Source organism: Microcystis sp. M_QC_C_20170808_M9Col (genome assembly GCF_007095495.1).
Lineage (GTDB): Bacteria > Cyanobacteriota > Cyanobacteriia > Cyanobacteriales > Microcystaceae > Microcystis > Microcystis aeruginosa.
The window spans coordinates 1-16,768 of sequence record NZ_SFBZ01000260.1; the positions used below are offsets into that span (position 1 = coordinate 1).

General features: G+C 41.0%; 15 protein-coding genes and 1 pseudogene. 7 read left to right on the forward strand and 9 right to left on the reverse strand.

What is annotated here, in order from left to right:
* Positions 1-326: 326 nt before the first annotated feature.
* Entirely contained in the window at positions 327-905 is a 579-nt protein-coding gene (locus EWV68_RS15575; protein WP_287170346.1) for a hypothetical protein, read from the reverse strand.
* 4 nt (positions 906-909) lie between these two features.
* Entirely contained in the window at positions 910-4,212 is a 3,303-nt protein-coding gene (locus EWV68_RS15580; RefSeq protein ID WP_061432349.1) for an HsdM family class I SAM-dependent methyltransferase, read from the reverse strand.
* Between the two features lie 361 nt (positions 4,213-4,573).
* On the opposite strand from EWV68_RS15580, the gene petC reads away from it, so the two are divergent.
* The 4 genes from petC (at position 4,574) to EWV68_RS15600 (ending at position 9,371) form a co-directional block, all read left to right on the forward strand.
* Positions 4,574-5,113, forward strand: coding sequence for a cytochrome b6-f complex iron-sulfur subunit (gene petC, locus EWV68_RS15585; RefSeq protein WP_002781457.1), 540 nt, complete (start codon positions 4,574-4,576; stop codon positions 5,111-5,113).
* A 43-nt stretch (positions 5,114-5,156) separates the two neighbouring features.
* Positions 5,157-6,143, forward strand: a complete 987-nt coding sequence (petA, locus tag EWV68_RS15590; protein ID WP_012265194.1) for a cytochrome f — start codon at positions 5,157-5,159, stop codon at positions 6,141-6,143.
* 126 nt (positions 6,144-6,269) lie between these two features.
* A complete protein-coding gene (locus EWV68_RS15595) occupies positions 6,270-7,331 on the forward strand; it encodes a mannose-1-phosphate guanylyltransferase (protein ID WP_061432351.1) in 1,062 nt (353 codons plus the stop codon).
* A 384-nt stretch (positions 7,332-7,715) separates the two neighbouring features.
* Positions 7,716-9,371 carry an ABC1 kinase family protein gene (locus tag EWV68_RS15600; RefSeq protein ID WP_502705881.1) on the forward strand — a complete coding sequence of 552 codons (1,656 nt, stop codon included), beginning with the start codon at positions 7,716-7,718 and terminating at the stop codon, positions 9,369-9,371.
* 12 nt (positions 9,372-9,383) lie between these two features.
* On the opposite strand, the gene EWV68_RS15605 is transcribed toward EWV68_RS15600, so the two are convergent.
* From EWV68_RS15605 to EWV68_RS15625, 5 genes are all read right to left on the reverse strand, one after another.
* Positions 9,384-9,791, reverse strand: coding sequence for a hypothetical protein (locus tag EWV68_RS15605; RefSeq protein ID WP_061432353.1), 408 nt, complete (start codon positions 9,789-9,791; stop codon positions 9,384-9,386).
* Positions 9,792-10,036: 245 nt separating this feature from the next.
* The gene (glnA, locus tag EWV68_RS15610; protein WP_061432354.1) at positions 10,037-11,458 is read right to left on the reverse strand and encodes a type I glutamate--ammonia ligase; all 1,422 of its coding nucleotides are present in this window, start codon (positions 11,456-11,458) and stop codon (positions 10,037-10,039) included.
* 53 nt (positions 11,459-11,511) lie between these two features.
* Positions 11,512-11,682 carry a hypothetical protein gene (locus EWV68_RS15615; RefSeq protein ID WP_192846034.1) on the reverse strand — a complete coding sequence of 57 codons (171 nt, stop codon included), beginning with the start codon at positions 11,680-11,682 and terminating at the stop codon, positions 11,512-11,514.
* 32 nt (positions 11,683-11,714) lie between these two features.
* Positions 11,715-11,921, reverse strand: a complete 207-nt coding sequence (locus EWV68_RS15620) for a hypothetical protein (protein WP_190723648.1) — start codon at positions 11,919-11,921, stop codon at positions 11,715-11,717.
* 153 nt (positions 11,922-12,074) lie between these two features.
* The gene (locus EWV68_RS15625; RefSeq protein ID WP_287170348.1) at positions 12,075-12,260 is read right to left on the reverse strand and encodes a hypothetical protein; all 186 of its coding nucleotides are present in this window, start codon (positions 12,258-12,260) and stop codon (positions 12,075-12,077) included.
* 657 nt (positions 12,261-12,917) lie between these two features.
* Here EWV68_RS15625 and sppA point away from each other — a divergent pair.
* Together sppA and aroH are read left to right on the forward strand one after the other, a co-directional pair.
* Complete coding sequence (gene sppA, locus EWV68_RS15630; RefSeq protein WP_061432356.1) at positions 12,918-13,739, forward strand: signal peptide peptidase SppA; 822 nt, start codon at positions 12,918-12,920, stop codon at positions 13,737-13,739.
* Positions 13,740-13,807: 68 nt separating this feature from the next.
* On the forward strand, positions 13,808-14,209 hold the full coding sequence (gene aroH / locus EWV68_RS15635; RefSeq protein ID WP_061432357.1) for a chorismate mutase: 402 nt from the start codon (positions 13,808-13,810) through the stop codon (positions 14,207-14,209).
* Between the two features lie 236 nt (positions 14,210-14,445).
* Here aroH and EWV68_RS15640 read toward each other — a convergent pair whose 3' ends face one another.
* On the reverse strand, positions 14,446-15,339 hold the full coding sequence (locus tag EWV68_RS15640) for an alpha/beta fold hydrolase (protein ID WP_061432358.1): 894 nt from the start codon (positions 15,337-15,339) through the stop codon (positions 14,446-14,448).
* A 58-nt stretch (positions 15,340-15,397) separates the two neighbouring features.
* Here EWV68_RS15640 and EWV68_RS15645 point away from each other — a divergent pair, with 58 nt between their 5' ends.
* A complete protein-coding gene (locus EWV68_RS15645) occupies positions 15,398-16,240 on the forward strand; it encodes an alpha/beta fold hydrolase (RefSeq protein ID WP_002798344.1) in 843 nt (280 codons plus the stop codon).
* Here the strand turns inward: EWV68_RS15645 and EWV68_RS15650 are convergent.
* Positions 16,241-16,594 (reverse strand): annotated as a pseudogene (locus EWV68_RS15650) (M48 family metalloprotease); the annotation flags it as partial.
* Between the last annotated feature and the right edge of the window lie 174 nt (positions 16,595-16,768).

Genomic DNA, 16,768 nt, shown 5'->3' on the forward strand with positions numbered 1-16,768 from the left:
TAGGGCTAATTGTGCATCTGCTGGGCAAACAAATTAGCCTGTAATTCAGAGCCGGCAATCGTTTTGACGATTTAGATAAAATTTTCAATGTGACACTTTAGGGTGCGGAATGTGGGCTTAAATTAAATGGACTAGGTGGCACATAAGGACGTTCTAGTTGATGGTCAAGACGACTCACATCATTTTGCCATCCTTCCGGCGATAAAGTTAAATCTATAATGGTTAGTTGTGAACAATGCTCATGGGAGCATCTCACTTACGCGATAAGTAATTATACTTAGCCTAAAAGCCACTCTTAATCGTGTCTTGGAACGAAATCGAGGCTTTTAAAGACTGCGTACATGGAGAATTAAAACAAGAATGAGATGCTCCCAATGCTCATTAACTTCATTTAAAATTTCTCTTAATTCCATATTTTGAATATAACCAATCATTGCTCCCGAACTGACGGATTTTCCATAACCCCATTCAACTAATATAAATCTGTTAATCCCATTTAGAATATAATTTTTGTTAAGTATCCATTGAGAACTTGATGGAGAACCAAGTCTTTTAGCCTCTAAAGTGTAAAATTTATCCATTCTTTCAGGATTTGTTTCGTTAGTATCACAGATTCCCCATTGAAAATCAGGTCGTTTATATTCTCGTTTAGCTCGAATGCTATCATCAGCATCAGGTTGATTATTGGCTTCATACATACAAGGCCATTCTATTCCTTGATTAGAAATAGTTAATTGTTGGTTGGCATAACGGACAAAAAAGCATAGTTTTCGATTAAGTTCATCTTCACTTTGGGGTAATTCTTGGTTCTTTTGAAGCATTTCTAAAGCAAGCCTAAAAATAGCTAAAACTCTCTTTTCATGATTACCCCATATATCTTTTTTTAATAAACTTGGTTTTGTCATAAGTTTAGATCCTTTCTTGAAATTCTTGTAAGTTAATAATTTGAAGCATTGTTGCCTCCGCATCCTCACGCGCCATGCTACGAGTCCAGAATCTTCGTTCATTACGCTTAATAATAATGATTTCTGTATCAGAAACCGAACGAACTAAACCATCAAGATAAATTTGATGGCTATTATAGGGAACTAATAAACCGTTTTCTTGTCTTGCTAATTGATCAATAATTTCTATCCATTGTTTTTGCTCTGATTGGGAGACAGGTTGAGGTTTTTCTCCATACTCTTGTGTAGAGAAAATAACGGCTAACATAGGATTTTCTAACCCCTGAAATTGAGGACGAATAATCTGCCAACTGAATTCACCATCAGGTTCTAATTCTCGATTCCAAATATCTAAAAAGGCTTGTAAATAACCTTCTAATCCTTTTTGAGTTTGACGGTTTTTATTAATATCGTTGAGAAGTCCTTGATTTTGTTGAGGATAGCTTTCAACAGGTTTTACTGCTTTACTGTTGATATGATTATAGTAAAACTCTATCCCTACATCACACATATCACGAATGAGATCCCGTTCAGCAATGGTGAGATCATAGACATCAAATATTGCCTCATCTAATTGATATTCTAATTCAGTGAGTTGTGCTTCTATTTTTTCTGGAGTTTTTCCTTCAGGATGTTCAATACTATACTTTATAGGATTACAATTCTGTAATTGCTCAACAATATCGATAACTTTTTCCCGAATACCTTGATCCTTTGGAAAAATAATCGGCAAACTTAAATATTGAGTCGTATAGACTTCATCGTGCCAGATTCCCCAGTTACTTGAAGTTAAAAAGAAATAGTATCGAGGTAAAGAAGACCAAAGAATCCCTAAAATAACTTTATATTTCCACGTTTCTGGTTCGATTAATTTAATAGAATTAATCGAGTTTTTAACAGAAAATTTCTCGGATTCAAACCGGGCAATAATTTCTCCTTGTTTATTTAATCTTTGACTAATACCACGCTTGATTAATAGACGTTCTCCATTATATAGAGCGAGTTGTCTAGGGCGCGCTGCTTGTTTAGGTGCTTGTTCAAACCAAGAAGGAGAAATTAAACCATATCTTTCAAATTTATCTGTGGGAAGTAATCTCGGTAACTGGCAATCTTTTTGATCCTTTTTCCCTTCTGAAAATCCTTGACCACTATTCCTAGAGTCATGTAATTCTTTTAAAGTTTGCGATAATTGTATCCCTTTAATTAAACCAGCATCTTGATGATTTCCCCAATAATAAATTTTCCATAAAGAATCATTATAAAATAGTTCACTTTGTCTGATACCACGACGATCCATAACACTCAAAATAACAGCTTGCACATTTTTAATCATAGCTGTTTTTTTAGCAGAACAATAAGTGACAACTTGATCTTTTAAGGTTAACTCTGTCTGATTGACTTTCTGAAAAATAATTGAAGCAAAAGGAGAAATTGAGGCACTAGATTGGTTTTTATTACCAGATTTAAAGAAAATATCACGAACATGAGCAAAATTGACAACTTCTTTTAATAAGACACTGTTTAACCATTTTTGTCTAAATTCTTTGCTTTTATCATGGGTCTTAAAGAAAATACCTGTTGATACCACTAATGCTGACCATCCATTATCTTTTAAAAAATCAAATACTCTCCAGATAAACGCTTGAGAACGTTCTTTATCTCCGACTGGATAATCACGTTCTTGACACCATTGTAAAGCGATATTTAAGTCTTTTGTGCCTTTTTTATCCTTCGTTTGAGGAGATCCCCAAGGAGGATTACCGACAACAACATCAGCACATTGACTGCTAAAATTTCTAGATAATATCACATCCTCTGAGTTAGAAAATTCTTGAAAAGCATTATCGCAGACTAAATTATTAAAGTGATTATCTTCAGATAACCCATTCGCTTGATAAATTAAAAAGGGTAATTTTTGACCTTGTTTAATTTGTAATAAAATGTCTGGAGGCTCTTGATAATTTAATAAAGCAAGATATAGACTAAATGCAGTAATTCTGATAGCTTCTGAATTAATTTCTATGCCAGCTATCTGATTTTTTAAGATTTCTCTTAACTCTTGCCAACTTAATCGCTGTCGCTGATTTTGATAGACTCGATGTCTCACAATTCTCCGAAATGCTTCCACTAAAAAGATTCCTGAACCACAACAAGGATCAAGAATACGGGGATGAGTTGTCAAACAATCTGACGTTAAAACTTTAGACAAGACAAATTCCACTAATGAACTCGGTGTATAATGCGTCCCATTATCAATATTTTCTGTATTTGACTCATGATAAAATTCTTCATAAATACTACTAATTAAAGAAATAGGAATTATATCAAATTTATAAGCCCAGAAAAATAATTTTTTTTGTGGATCAATATCTCCCTGTAAAAATTCTTGTAAGAGAGATAAATGCCGTTGCTCAACAGATTCCGCTTCTTGTTCATCAGAAGGGAACATATCTCCGTTAAAATCTTGACTCAACCGATTAAATAAAGCATAGGTAAAACTTTTATCACTTAATATTTTGATATAATGTTGTTTAGCTTCAGTTTCCATATTTAACTGATCGTCAGGAGCATTAAGTAATGCTTTCCATGTTGCATTGTTTTGTGCTATTGCTTCAAAATACTCTTGAGTTAAAATTCCTCTATCTTCCAAATAGCGAATAAAAATTGATCTACCAATTAAAGCATGAGCATATTTACGTTTATTTTCGCTTAATCCTTCACGGATTAAGGCTAAACGAACTGTTTTTAAATCTTTGATCAGTGATTGATCAGCACGTTGATTAGATGTTTCAAAACGCTCATCCTCAAAAAGCTTCCCTGATTCGATTTGTTCCCGTCTGTATTGATAAAGTTTTGAAGTTACTTCAAGTATGTTTTGGGCAACTTCTAACGGTCTATTATTTTTCTTCCAATCTTCTATACTTCTAGCAGGTGGTTTGGTTAGATCGTAAATAGCTAGTTCACCTTCTTTCGCTAAAAATAGGTAACTTGGTCTAGCCATACACCATATTTTATTAAAGATTTGCCGTACTTTTTCATCTTCTTGAGTATCACATTTAGCAAAAATAATCACAGGATTATTATTAATAAAAAAAACTTTTTCTGCTTCAACTTGCTGGGCTAATTCTAACCAATCTCCTTTTTCTATCCACTCTTCTAAAGTTATTTCTGACAATGACGCTTTTGAACTCACTAAGTCGCCTTGACTAAAATCGAGTTTATCATAAGCATATTCTAACAATTCATAAGCAGAATTAGCTGTCATCATCTTGAGTAAATCACTGGTAATAGTTGATTGTGTTGGTTAGAGTCACACAACCTAATCTTTGGTTTTTTTGAACTATTTTTAATAGTATGACTGATAGGAAGCGTAACTGTCAAGTAAACAGACAAGCCGCCATTATGTCAATTTTTTAATAATTTGCCTCTAGCACTGAAAGCGAGCAAACAGCGATCGCATTTGACGCAGCTTTGCCGTGGCAATTGTCCGTGACTCAATATCTGTAATAATCTAATACAGCCCTTGTAAACCTTCTTTAAGCTCTGGGTTTTCGTCTTGATCGAGATGCACAAAATCGCCCTTAGATGAGAATTAGTTTACAAAAATTTACATTTGGAGATAAGGAGCAATGAGTCAAGTTTCCGGTACAGATGTTCCCGATTTGGGTCGTCGTCAATTTATGAACCTGTTGACCTTTGGTACAATTACCGGAGTAGCAGCGGGGGCTTTGTATCCGATTGTTAAGTATTTTATTCCCCCCTCGGCCGGTGGTACGGGGGGCGGTGTCACCGCTAAAGATGCCCTAGGCAATGATGTGATTGTCAGTCAATTTCTGACCAGCCATAACGCTGGCGATCGCACCTTAGCCCAAGGCTTAAAAGGCGACCCCACCTATTTAGTCGTCCAAGAGGACAAAACCCTGGCCAACTACGGAATTAACGCCGTCTGCACCCACTTAGGTTGTGTGGTGCCATGGAATGCCAGCGAAGAAAAATTCATGTGTCCTTGCCACGGTTCCCAGTACAATGCCGAAGGAAAAGTAGTTCGCGGTCCAGCGCCTCTATCCTTAGCCCTCGCCCATGCCAACGTCACCGATAATGATAAAGTCGTCTTCTCCACTTGGACGGAAACCGACTTCCGCACCGGCGAAGAACCCTGGTGGTCCTAGATTATTCAATGTGACGAGATTTGGAATTATTCAACCGATAGAGATGAGAACATTCAACTTTTTAAGCTTCCCGCAAGTCCACAGACAGGCCCTAGTGAAAGCCGTCCTCGTGGCGATCGCTACCGTTTCCCTACTCCTAACCAGCGATGTCATTAACCCCCAATCTGCCCAAGCATATCCTTTTTGGGCGCAACAAACCGCCCCGGAAACCCCCAGAGAAGCAACCGGTCGGATTGTCTGCGCGAACTGCCATTTAGCCCAAAAACCCGCCGAAATTGAAATCCCCCACTCGGTATTACCCGATAGCGTCTTTGAAGCAGTGGTAAAAATCCCCTACGATCCCGCCAGTCAACAGGTGTTAGGAGACGGATCGAAGGGGGGTTTAAACGTCGGTGCAGTCTTAATGCTACCGGATGGTTTTAAAATCGCGCCCCCCGATCGCATTCCCGAAGAAATGCAGGAAAAACTCGGTGGAGTCTATTTCCAATCCTACAAAGAAGGTCAAGATAACGTGGTTATCGTCGGCCCCTTACCCGGGGATCAATACAAAGAAATCGTTTTCCCCGTCCTGGCCCCCGATCCTAGCCAAAATAAGGGTATTCACTTCGGTAAATATGCTGTGCATTTAGGGGCCAATCGCGGTCGCGGTCAAGTGTACCCCACCGGTGAACCGAGCAATAATAACGCTTTCAAAGCTTCTACCGCAGGTACAATTAGCCAGATCAGCAAAACCGAAGCCGGTGGTTATGAAGTCACCATCACTTCCGAAGCTGGCCCCGTGGTGGAAAATATTCCCGCAGGTCCTGAGTTAATCGTCTCGGAAGGTCAAGCGATCGAAGTGGGACAATTTTTAACCAGTAACCCCAATGTCGGCGGTTTTGGTCAAAAAGATACGGAAGTTGTCCTGCAAAATCCCGGCCGGATCAAAGGATTAGTTTTATTCCTCGGTGGTATTATGCTCTGCCAAATCCTCTTAGTTATTAAGAAAAAACAAGTGGAAACAGTACAAGCGGCCGAAATGAATTTCTAATCGCAATATTTCGGTTATTTTTGCTAGAAAGCGGGTTATTTGCCCGCTTTTTAGCTTTGAGTCAGGAAAACGCTCGCTGCCGTCTGATACAATCGGTTCAGCTTAACCGATAAGTGTCAATTTTTTATGAATCAGTCGCTTGTTCCAGTCATTCTCGCCGGGGGTAAAGGGGAACGTTTTTGGCCCCTCAGTCGTCTAGCGCGTCCGAAACAGTTTCTCTGTCTTGATGGTAGTGGTCGCAGTCTTTTACAAGCAACGGCCGATCGTCTATTATCTTTAGGGGCAGGTTGGGAAAATCTCTGGGTAATTACCGCTAGTGCGATCGCTGATGGTGTCCGCGAACAACTGCCCGATTTACCGGAGAGTAACCTATTAGTGGAACCGGTGGGCAAGGATACGGCCCCGGCTGTGACTTGGGCTACCTTAGAAGTGGCAAAACGTTATGGGAAAGAAGTGGCGATCGGTTTTTTTCCTGCCGATCATTATATTGGTAATCAAGAGGCTTATATTAACACTTTAAAAGCGGCCGTAGAAGTGGCCGTCAGCCAAAAAGCGATCGTTACTTTAGGAATTAAACCCGATTATCCCTCCACCGGTTACGGTTATATTGAACAGGGAGAAAATCAGGGCGAATTTAATGGTTTACCCGTCTATAAAGTTAGTCGTTTTACGGAAAAACCCGATCGCACCACGGCCGAAAAATTCCTAGAAACGGGACTTTTTAGTTGGAATAGCGGAATGTTTATCTTTCAGGGACAAGTGGTTTTAGAGGAGCTAAAAACCCACGCTAATAATATTTTACAGCCTCTGATCGATCGGGGCATCGCTGCCTATGAGGATTTAGAGAAAAAAAGTATCGATTATGCTTTGATGGAAAAAACTCAACTCGCTTACGTTTTACCCGCTAATTTCGGTTGGGATGATCTGGGAGATTGGAATTCTCTGGAAAGATTACTGGAAGCAAAGGGCAAAAATATTGAACTGGCAAATCATGTCGGTTTGGATACGGAAGGCTCTATTATCTATGCTAGTGATGAGGAGGAAGTGATCGTTACTATTGGTTTAAAAGATCTGGTAATTGTTCGCGACGGTAAAGCGACTCTCGTTGTCCACAAAGATCGTACCCAAGATATTAAACAAGTTCTCAAACAATTACAAACCGATCCCAAATTAGAGAAATTGTTATAGGATTGATAAGGGGTACATCTCATTTTTGTAAATCTACTAAGTTGGGATTTTTTAAGGGAAACTTCCTACTAAAATCGGGCGTTACTTTCGGTTTTATCGCTCAATCCAAGCTTTTGGGGGGTTCTACCCCCCAAACCCCCCGCGCATTAGTTTTTCGGTGGGATGCTTACAGGCAGCTGCTGATATATCTGTAATAATTTAAAAGTCACTGATAATTGCTGATTATCGGTGTTCCTGCAAATGTGGGATGCACCCATCGATAAGTACCTAACTTACCCACTGATAACTGATAACTGATAACTGATAACTGATAACTGATAACTGATAACTGATAACTGATAACTGATAACTGATAACTGATAACTGATAACTGATAACTGATAACTGATAACTGATACACTCCCCCAAACCAGTCAAAGACAAAAAGAAATACTTGAGATAGTTCTCGGCAACGGTTGGGACTATATGCGCGGGGTTTTAACCCTAGGAAAAACAGAAAATCCCCAGATTCCTACCCCAGAAGTTCTCAAAAAAATCCTCGTGGAATTGGGGCCTTTTTACGTCAAATTGGGACAGTTACTTAGTACCCGTCCCGATCTGCTACCCGCTAATTATATCGAGGCTTTAACTGCCCTACAAGCGCAAGTTCCTCCCGTTGCTTGGACGGATATAGAAATAGTCATCACCGAACAGTTAGCAAAACCGATCGAAGAGGTATTTAAGTATATTAATCCCCAACCGATCGCCGCGGGATCGATCGGGCAAATTCATCGGGCAACTTTATTATCTGGGGAGGAAGTAGCGATTAAAGTCTTGCGTCCGGGGATCGAAAAAATTGTCGCCCAAGATAGTGCCTTAATTAAGGGAATTGCTGATTTAGTTGCCCTGACAGAATTTGGTCAAAGTTACGACGTTGTTAACTTAGCAGAGGAGTTTATTAAAGCAGTCAATGCGGAATTAGATTTTACCCAAGAAGGTCATTATACTGACCAATTACGCTATAATTTAACCCAGAGTCGTTGGTCAGAACCCAAACAGTTAGTTATTCCTAAAATTTATTGGCACTTAACTAATTCCAAGCTATTAGTGTTAGAATGGTTAGAAGGAAAACAAATTTTAGAGGCCGATGTTTCTAGGCCAGCAACCGAGCAAGCAATTTCCCAAAGAAAAAGCGAAATAACTAGGATTTTGTTTCGGTCATTTTTTCAACAAATTTATATTGATGGCTTCTTTCATGCCGATCCCCATCCGGGTAATATTTTCTATCTTGATGATGGTAGAGTGGCTTTAATTGACTGTGGTATGGTGGGCAGATTAGACCCACAAACTCAACAAATTTTAACAGAATTGTTATTGGCAATTGTTGACTTAGATGCCAAAAGATGCAGTCAACTAACTATTAAACTGTCCGAGTCAGTGGTGCCGATTACTTTAGTACAATTAGAGGTGGATTATGAGCGGATGTTGCGAAAATATTATAACCTCAATTTAAATCAAATTAACTTTAGTGAGGTGGTTTATGAACTTTTGCAAATTGCCCGTCGCAATAGAATTAAACTTCCGGGTAATTTAGGTTTATTTGCCAAAAGTCTCGCTAATCTAGAAGGAACTGCCCGAAAATTTAATCCTGATATTAATATCCTGGAAGAAGTCAAACCGCTATTAACTAATATTCTTGAACAACAGTTAATCGGTAGCACTCCCCTACAAACTGCCCTAAGAACAGTTTTAGACTTGAAATCTTTTTCCCTGAAATATCCCCGTCAAATTGAAGTTTTACTAGATGGTTTAACCTCGGAAACTTTAAATGTTAATCTGAAAATTCGCGACTTAGATAATCTCCGTCGCAGTTTAGATAATTCCGCCAATCGACTAGCTTTTAGTGTGATTATTGGTTCCTTAATTATCGGGGCCGCCATTGTCACAGCCAGCACCCAATCTCGGCAATTAACTATTATCAGTACCGTATTATTTGCTACAGCTAGTTTAATCGGTTTATGGTTAGTTGTCGGTATCCTGCGATCGGGTAGATTGCGCTAGAAATTATGGCGATTAAATTAAGATTTGTTGTTGTAAAAATTTCGCCCACTGACTAGCCAATTCAACTTCAGTAAAGGGAATTTTTTCAGGCGATCGCTCCTTAAAAATAAATTCTAGGCAAGGGGAACCTTGGGGGGGAAGAGCATCTAAATCCACCACTTGATTATTAACTAGCAGACGGATTTCTTTGACCTCCTCTAGGGAAAAAGTTTGTAAATTTATGACTCCCTTACGAGTTGGCTTTCCCCAAGTGATAATTTTATCTTTTTGACCTAAGACAGAATATATATCATACTTAGCTCGCTCGAAGTTTTCCGCCCATACTCGATAGATTTCCACTTTTTGGTATTCATTCCAACCACTCCAAGCCAACCAAATAAACAGAATTAATAAAGGTGTCCACAATAACCCGCGTTCCATAAACTATCGCCCCAAAATCCTGGTCAATTAATCGTATTTTATGCTAATTGGCAGCAAGGGATTATACTAGGGTTTGCGGCAAAAAGTTTTTCGGTGGTGGCAGGGTGTGGGGTGTGGGGTGTGGGGAAGGAAACCTCTTTCATCTGCGGTGGTGAAAATTTTTTCATCGGGACTGACTTGCTGATTCGGAAAAAAAAAGGGCAGACAAAAGCCCACCCTAGGATTAATGATTAGTCAATCAAACCTTAGACATCGTAGTAGAGAGAGAACTCGTAGGGGTGAGGACGTAAGCGCATCGGGTTAACTTCGTTATCGAGTTTGTAGGTGATCCAGTTTTGGATAAAGTCTTCGGTAAAGACACCAGAATCGGTCAAGAAAGCGTGATCTTTTTCGAGACTTTCCAGAGCTGCTTCTAGAGAACCGGGGGTAGAGGGTATTTTTGACAATTCTTCGGGGCTGAGTTCGTAGATATCCACATCGAGAGGTTCCCCTGGTTCGATTTGATTTTTAATTCCATCGATACCCGCACAGAGCATAGCTGCAAAAGCGAGGTAGGGGTTAGAAGTGGCATCAGGACAGCGGAATTCTAAACGCTTGGCTTTCGGGTTGCTTCCCGATAAAGGAATCCGAATCGAAGCGGAGCGATTACCTTGGGAGTAGGCCAGGTTTACAGGGGCCTCAAAACCGGGGACGAGACGCTTGTAAGAGTTGGTGGTGGGGTTAGTTAAAGCTAAGAGAGCAGGAGCGTGTCTAAGCAAACCACCGATGTAGTACAGTGCCATTTGGCTAAGTCCGGCGTATTTATCCCCAGCGAACAGGGGTTGACCATCTTTCCAGATAGACTGGTGAACGTGCATCCCGGAACCGTTATCACCAAAGATGGGTTTGGGCATAAAGGTGACGGTTTTACCGTATTTCTTGGCCACGTTCTTGATACAGTATTTGTAGGTCATCAAGTAGTCGGCAGCCCGTACTAGGGTAGAGAATTTAATCCCTAACTCGTTTTGACCACCAGTGGCGACTTCATGGTGATGTTTTTCGATGGGAACTCCGCAGTCGGCCATGGTTAAGAGCATTTCCGTGCGAATATCTTGAGAGGTATCGGTGGGACTAACGGGGAAATAACCCTGTTTGTAGGCGGGTTTATAGGCAAGATTTCCGTCTTTTTCGTCTTTACCGCTATTCCAACGACCTTCGACACTATCCATGTAGTAATAGCCTGCGTTGGCGGTTTGGTCGAAACGAGCGCTATCAAAGAGGAAAAATTCCGCTTCCGGTCCAAAAAATACGGTATCACCTAAACCGGTACTGCTAAGATAATCGATCGCTTTCTGAGCAATAGAGCGAGGATCGCGGCTATACCATTCACCGGTTCTCGGTTCTTTGATGCTACAGATCATGCTTAGGGTAGGTTCCTTGTAGAAGGGATCGATCCAAGCAGTGGTAGGATCGGGAACCATGGCCATATCGGATTCGTTAATTGCTTTCCAACCGCGAATACTGGAACCATCGAAGGCAACACCATCGCTGAAAGAGCTTTCATCGATTTGATCGTAGTAGAACGAGCAATGTTGCCAGATACCTGGCATATCAATAAATTTCAGGTCGATAATCTTAATATTGTTGTCCTGAATCATTTTCAAGACTTCTTGTGGCGTTTCGGGCATGGAAAACTCCTTTGACGTATGGATCAGTTCTTAAGCTTCTCAAAAAATCCATCCTAAACAGTCACTTTGGCCGGTTTTGTATTTTTCGATACAAAATCTTTAATCCTAGCTTGAAAAAATCTGTAATTTCCTTGTTCAGGTCGGTAATCGCTGGGAATGGCCATTTGCCTATCAGCTTCTAGCTCCTCTTGCCACACCTCAAGCAGGTTCGCTTCTGCAAACATTTGCCGTCTAAGCTAAGACGCATTTTAACCGCCTATACTCCTATAATATCTGATTGTCGCAGTTGATGCTGTTTGCGTAAAGATGCAATCGCTTGACCAAAAATATGATCATGTTTTAATTTAATCGCTGCAAACTTTTGTTTTGCTGCTGGTTCAATTACACTTAAAAAAGCCGCTATATCAAGATGAATATCCACGGCCAGCCAATGAATATAACTGCCATCTTCTGCTATAATCAACTTCTCTCTTTCTTCTAGAGGAATACGCTGTCAAGCTGCCATAGATGCCAAGGGAATTTCTAGCTCCTCGAAATCACAGCGACTGATAACTAAAGCTGTGGCGATTAAATGCTCTTGCGCTCCCCAACTCCAAGCATTAATCACCCTTGTCCGTCAAGTAAAATCTTGAGCAACTAGGGTATTTCGCAGCGTGCGTAAATTAGCCCGTTTAAATAGTTGCGGCAACCAGATAGCATCAATGTCTTCTCGAATAAAAAGGCCTCGCAGATGATGTTTATCATTAGCGGTTCTGGCCATATCTGCCACGGACTTTAAACCGGTCAAAGAAGTACAAATCAAGATGTTTTTCAGGGAATCAATATTCTTTAAATCCAGTCAGCAAAGAATCTGCACAGATTTAGAATCTTGCCAGAAATTATCACTTTCTTAATCCTCAATTATCACAGTAATTTCTGGCTTATTTAACATGATTAATTCTCCCTGGTACAGACCTTTGCCTCCCCTTCAATCAGGAGCGCAGAACGATTCGCTAAAACGTGGTCGAGGATTGGCTTTTTTTCCCCACTAGATATTTGGGCATTGGCGGGCTATTTAACCTGAAAATTTAGACCATTTTCTTGATTACAAAGTAAGAAAAAAACTCTAATACCAAATCTGTTTTTAATAGTATGATTAACTTCCAATCGAACTTTAAAAACCCGCTCCCCACTTCCTACTTCCCACTTCCCACTTCCTATTCCCCGCTCTCTTGCCCAAATGCTCACCTCGCCTACCTCAACCCTGGCCACTTAATGCTGTTATACACCTAACCAGACATTTTAGCCTGAAATTCTGAAATATAGCGTTTCCTAAGCTAGTGAGGTACACCTGTTTTTCTTCCCCTTTGCCTTTTGCCTCTTGCCTTTTGCCTAAAACCCATAACTTTTGTACCTCAGCAGACTGAAAAACGCTATGTTAGATTAGAAAGAGTCCTTTTTTTAGAGATATTTAACCCTGATGGTCTGGCCTTTTAAACCGAAAACCCACAAACAAATCGCTCGAATAGAAATTACAGGTGCAATTGCCTCCGATACCCGCAAAAGAGTCTTAAAAGCCCTAGAAATCGTCAAAGAAAGGCAATATCCCGCCCTACTTCTCCGAATTGACTCCCCCGGGGGAACCGTGGGGGATTCCCAAGAAATTTATGAAGCATTGAAGCGGTTACAAAAAAACACGAAAATAATCGCTAGTTTTGGCAATATTTCCGCCTCTGGCGGCGTTTATATCGCTATGGGGGCTAATTATATTATGGCTAACCCCAGCACGATTACTGGCTCGATCGGTGTTATCCTGAGAGGGAACAATCTGGAAAGATTGTTGGATAAGGTGGGAGTTTCGTTTAAAGTGATTAAATCTGGCCCTTATAAAGATATTCTCTCCTTCGATCGAGAATTAACTGATGAAGAAGAAAGAATTCTCCAGGATATGATCGATACCAGTTATCAGCAATTTCTGCAAACCGTCGCCGGAGCTAGAAATTTAGATGTCAATCAAGTGAAAAGTTTTGCCGATGGGCGCATTTTTACTGGTCAACAGGCTTTAGAATTAGGAGTGGTCGATCGCCTGGGAACCGAGGAAGATGCCCGACTTTGGGCGCTAGAATTGGCAGGATTACCCCCAGATAAAACTAAATGTCAGACTATCGAAGAACCGAAACCCCTCCTCAGTCGTCTGACGGGCAATCGTTCCCAAATACCCCTAGGATTACAAAAAACCCTACAGCGTCTAGAATTTGAATTGGAAGTTAACGGACAACTCTTGTGGTTATACCGACCCTGATGGCCAGATTAAAGTCGAGAAAAAGGGCGCGTTAACCCCTAAAATTGACTCATCAGGATTAGCGGAGGATGACAATCGTGCAGTGGAAGGTTCGAGCCATTCGGGGAGCGACGACAGTAACGGCTAATACTATTGAAGCTATACGAGAAGCAGTAACAGAACTCCTCGAAGCGATCGAAATCCACAATAGTCTCGATCCCGATGATATTGTTAGTATTATCTTTACGGCAACTCAGGATTTAGACGCGATTTTCCCCGCTGCTATCGCTCGCGAACGTCCCCATTGGCAAAATGTCCCCCTCCTCGATGTGCAACAGATGCACGTCGCTGGTAGTCTGGAAAAGTGTATTCGGGTAATTCTCCACGTTAATACTCCCAAACTGCCAAGCGAAATGCAGCACGTCTATCTGCAAGGGGCGAAAAATCTTCGCCCCGATTGGCAGATTTCTCCAGTAACTATTAATCGCTAAAATCTTCGATAACCTCTTCCCGCATTTTCTATTAAGTTTATCGATTTCTCACTCAGGGAAAAACTGGCCGCAAAAATCATTAAATTTACCTTTGGGGCCGAGAAAAATTATCAGTTATCAGTTATCAGTAAACAGTTATCAGTGAATAATCTCACTTAATAAACTCATAACCTCAAAACTGAATCGCGAGGCAGATCGATGAAGGATTGCTTATCAACCCCAACTTTTTTAACTGACTAAATCCCCATTTCCGACAGCCAACTCAAAATTAATTGATTAACTTTTTCGGGATGTTCATCGTGGGGACAGTGACCGGCTTTGGCAATCGGATAAAATTGGGTATTATTTCCCATTTTAGCTCTTTCTTGGTAAATTACCGAACCGGCGATCGGTGTCCAAGGGTCATCCTCTCCCCAGAGTACCAATAAAGGGCGATCGATTTGCGGTAATAATTCCTGGGTCGATGGTCCGGGGGGTGCTGTCAACACCGATGCAAACACTCCCCACGCACCCGCATCACAGGAGGGTTGATAGAGAATTTCGACTAATTCCTCGGTAATCGCGGTATGATCCCGATAAACCTGTTTTAAGGTGTTCCGGATGCGATTTTTCTGCCTTACCTGTTCAAAAATAAACTTTCCTGTCACGGGAGAACTAACTAAACCGGTAAAGGCAGCCATGATTAAACGCAAAGGGAAATTTAATTCTTCGGGACGATGGTTTAATCCTCCGGCACAGTTAATAATTACTCCTCCAGCAGTGATTTCGGGAGATTCTGCCATCAGCATTAAGGTAATCAGTCCCCCGATGGAATTACCGACAAATACCGCCGGTCTTGCCATTTTTTCCCTGCAAAAGTCCTGTATTTGCCGCTGCCAAAGGTTGAGACTATAATCTAAAGCGGGCTTATCCGCACCCCCAAATCCCAAAAGATCTAGGGCATAGACTTGATAGCCATTTTCCGCTAAAACGGGGATATTTTTGCGCCAATGACCGATAGATGCCCCAAAACCGTGAATTAATACTAGGGGTTGTCCTTCTCCCCGCACGGTGTAGGGGATGGTGTGACCTTGCCATGTCCAAGACAATTGCTCTAAGCTAGTCCCAGTGATCGGAGATTGTAGTGCCATTGTATGAAGTTTTATTAAGTGATAGGTAAATTATAGAGTAAAAATCAGTCGAGAATTTATGCCACAACGCCAGACTTTTACCAATAACTCGATGGAAATTTCCTATTTACAATGGAGCGATCGAGGTATGCCTCTATTATTATTGCACGGCATGGCGGATCACGCTTTGGTTTGGTCAAGCTTGGGCGATTATTTAAGCTCAAATTATCAAGTTATTGCCCCAGATTTGCGGGGACATGGGGAAAGCGGTAAACCGGCAACCGGTTATCACTTTCAGGATTATATCGGCGATTTAAGGGCTTTAATTAATCATTTAGGTTGGACGCAAGCACATATTTTAGGTCATTCTTGGAGTGCTAAAATAGCGGCAATTTGGGCAACTCAACAGCCGGAAGTATTTAAGAGTTTAATTTTAGTCGATCCCTTTTTTATCGATAAAATGCCTAGTTGGATTAGGATAACTTTTCCAATTCTCTATCAAGTTTTGCCCTTTTTAAAGATTACTCGCTCCTTTGATAGTTATCAGAGCATAGAGGCGATCGCTCGTCAATTAAAACAATATAAAGGTTGGTCAAATCTACAGCAAGAGGTGTTTAAAAATGCCATCGAACAAAAAGCTGATGGCAGTTGGAGCGGTAAATTCACTTTATCGGCACGCGGGGAAATTTTTGAGGATGTCATGGGGTTTGCCGGATTAACTAAAACTTTAGATATTCCCAGTTTATTAATCCTTCCCCAACAGGGATTAAATCGCACTGCTTGGCAAATTCAATCTTATAAAAAGTATTTAACTTCTCTAGAGATTAAAAAGATACCGGGTAATCATTGGGCATTTTTAGGGGAACCTGAAAGTTTTAATCAAGCGGTGGCCGAGTTTTTATCTGTTCAGGAAATTGTCTGATTAGCGGAGAGAACGAATCTGCAATTGGTAATAATCCTCGTCTAAACCTTGATTCTGCTTGTTATTAACCGAATTAAGCTGTTTTTGTAGTGCCAAAATGCGATCACTTGTAGCCGGATGGGTGCTGAGAATTGTCGGGGTAGAACCCCCCTGTTGTGCTAATTTTCCCATCAAGGAGATCATCGCCTTGGCTGCATAACCAGCCTCAGCTAGATTGTTTAAACCCAGTCGGTCCGCTTCTAATTCATCCTTGCGACTATTGGGCAGATTATAGGCGAGATTGACTCCCAATTGTACCCAAGTTTTTGTGTCCAATCCCGCCGCGCTGAGAAGTCCTTGGGCGAGGGCAGTATTGCTTGACATACTCCCACCGTCAAGCTACGCTGTGACGGGGGATTCTTTCCACATCGCTGTTAGAAATTCCTTGTTCAACGAGACGACTTAGATTCTCAATGTCTCCACTGAAACCCCAGAGGGCAGACTCTCCCAAGGCGTTTGGGTCGGTTTCTGTTTGCCCAACAGTACCGT

Coding starts and splice junctions, on each gene's coding strand:
- EWV68_RS15575 (WP_287170346.1), bottom strand. CDS start 905: ATGACAAAACCAAGTTTATTAAAAAAAGATATATGGGGTAATCATGAA.
- EWV68_RS15580 (WP_061432349.1), bottom strand. CDS start 4,212: ATGATGACAGCTAATTCTGCTTATGAATTGTTAGAATATGCTTATGAT.
- petC (WP_002781457.1), top strand. CDS start 4,574: ATGAGTCAAGTTTCCGGTACAGATGTTCCCGATTTGGGTCGTCGTCAA.
- petA (WP_012265194.1), top strand. CDS start 5,157: ATGAGAACATTCAACTTTTTAAGCTTCCCGCAAGTCCACAGACAGGCC.
- EWV68_RS15595 (WP_061432351.1), top strand. CDS start 6,270: ATGAATCAGTCGCTTGTTCCAGTCATTCTCGCCGGGGGTAAAGGGGAA.
- EWV68_RS15605 (WP_061432353.1), bottom strand. CDS start 9,791: ATGGAACGCGGGTTATTGTGGACACCTTTATTAATTCTGTTTATTTGG.
- glnA (WP_061432354.1), bottom strand. CDS start 11,458: ATGCCCGAAACGCCACAAGAAGTCTTGAAAATGATTCAGGACAACAAT.
- EWV68_RS15615 (WP_192846034.1), bottom strand. CDS start 11,682: ATGTTTGCAGAAGCGAACCTGCTTGAGGTGTGGCAAGAGGAGCTAGAA.
- sppA (WP_061432356.1), top strand. CDS start 12,918: ATGGTCTGGCCTTTTAAACCGAAAACCCACAAACAAATCGCTCGAATA.
- aroH (WP_061432357.1), top strand. CDS start 13,808: ATGACAATCGTGCAGTGGAAGGTTCGAGCCATTCGGGGAGCGACGACA.
- EWV68_RS15640 (WP_061432358.1), bottom strand. CDS start 15,339: ATGGCACTACAATCTCCGATCACTGGGACTAGCTTAGAGCAATTGTCT.
- EWV68_RS15645 (WP_002798344.1), top strand. CDS start 15,398: ATGCCACAACGCCAGACTTTTACCAATAACTCGATGGAAATTTCCTAT.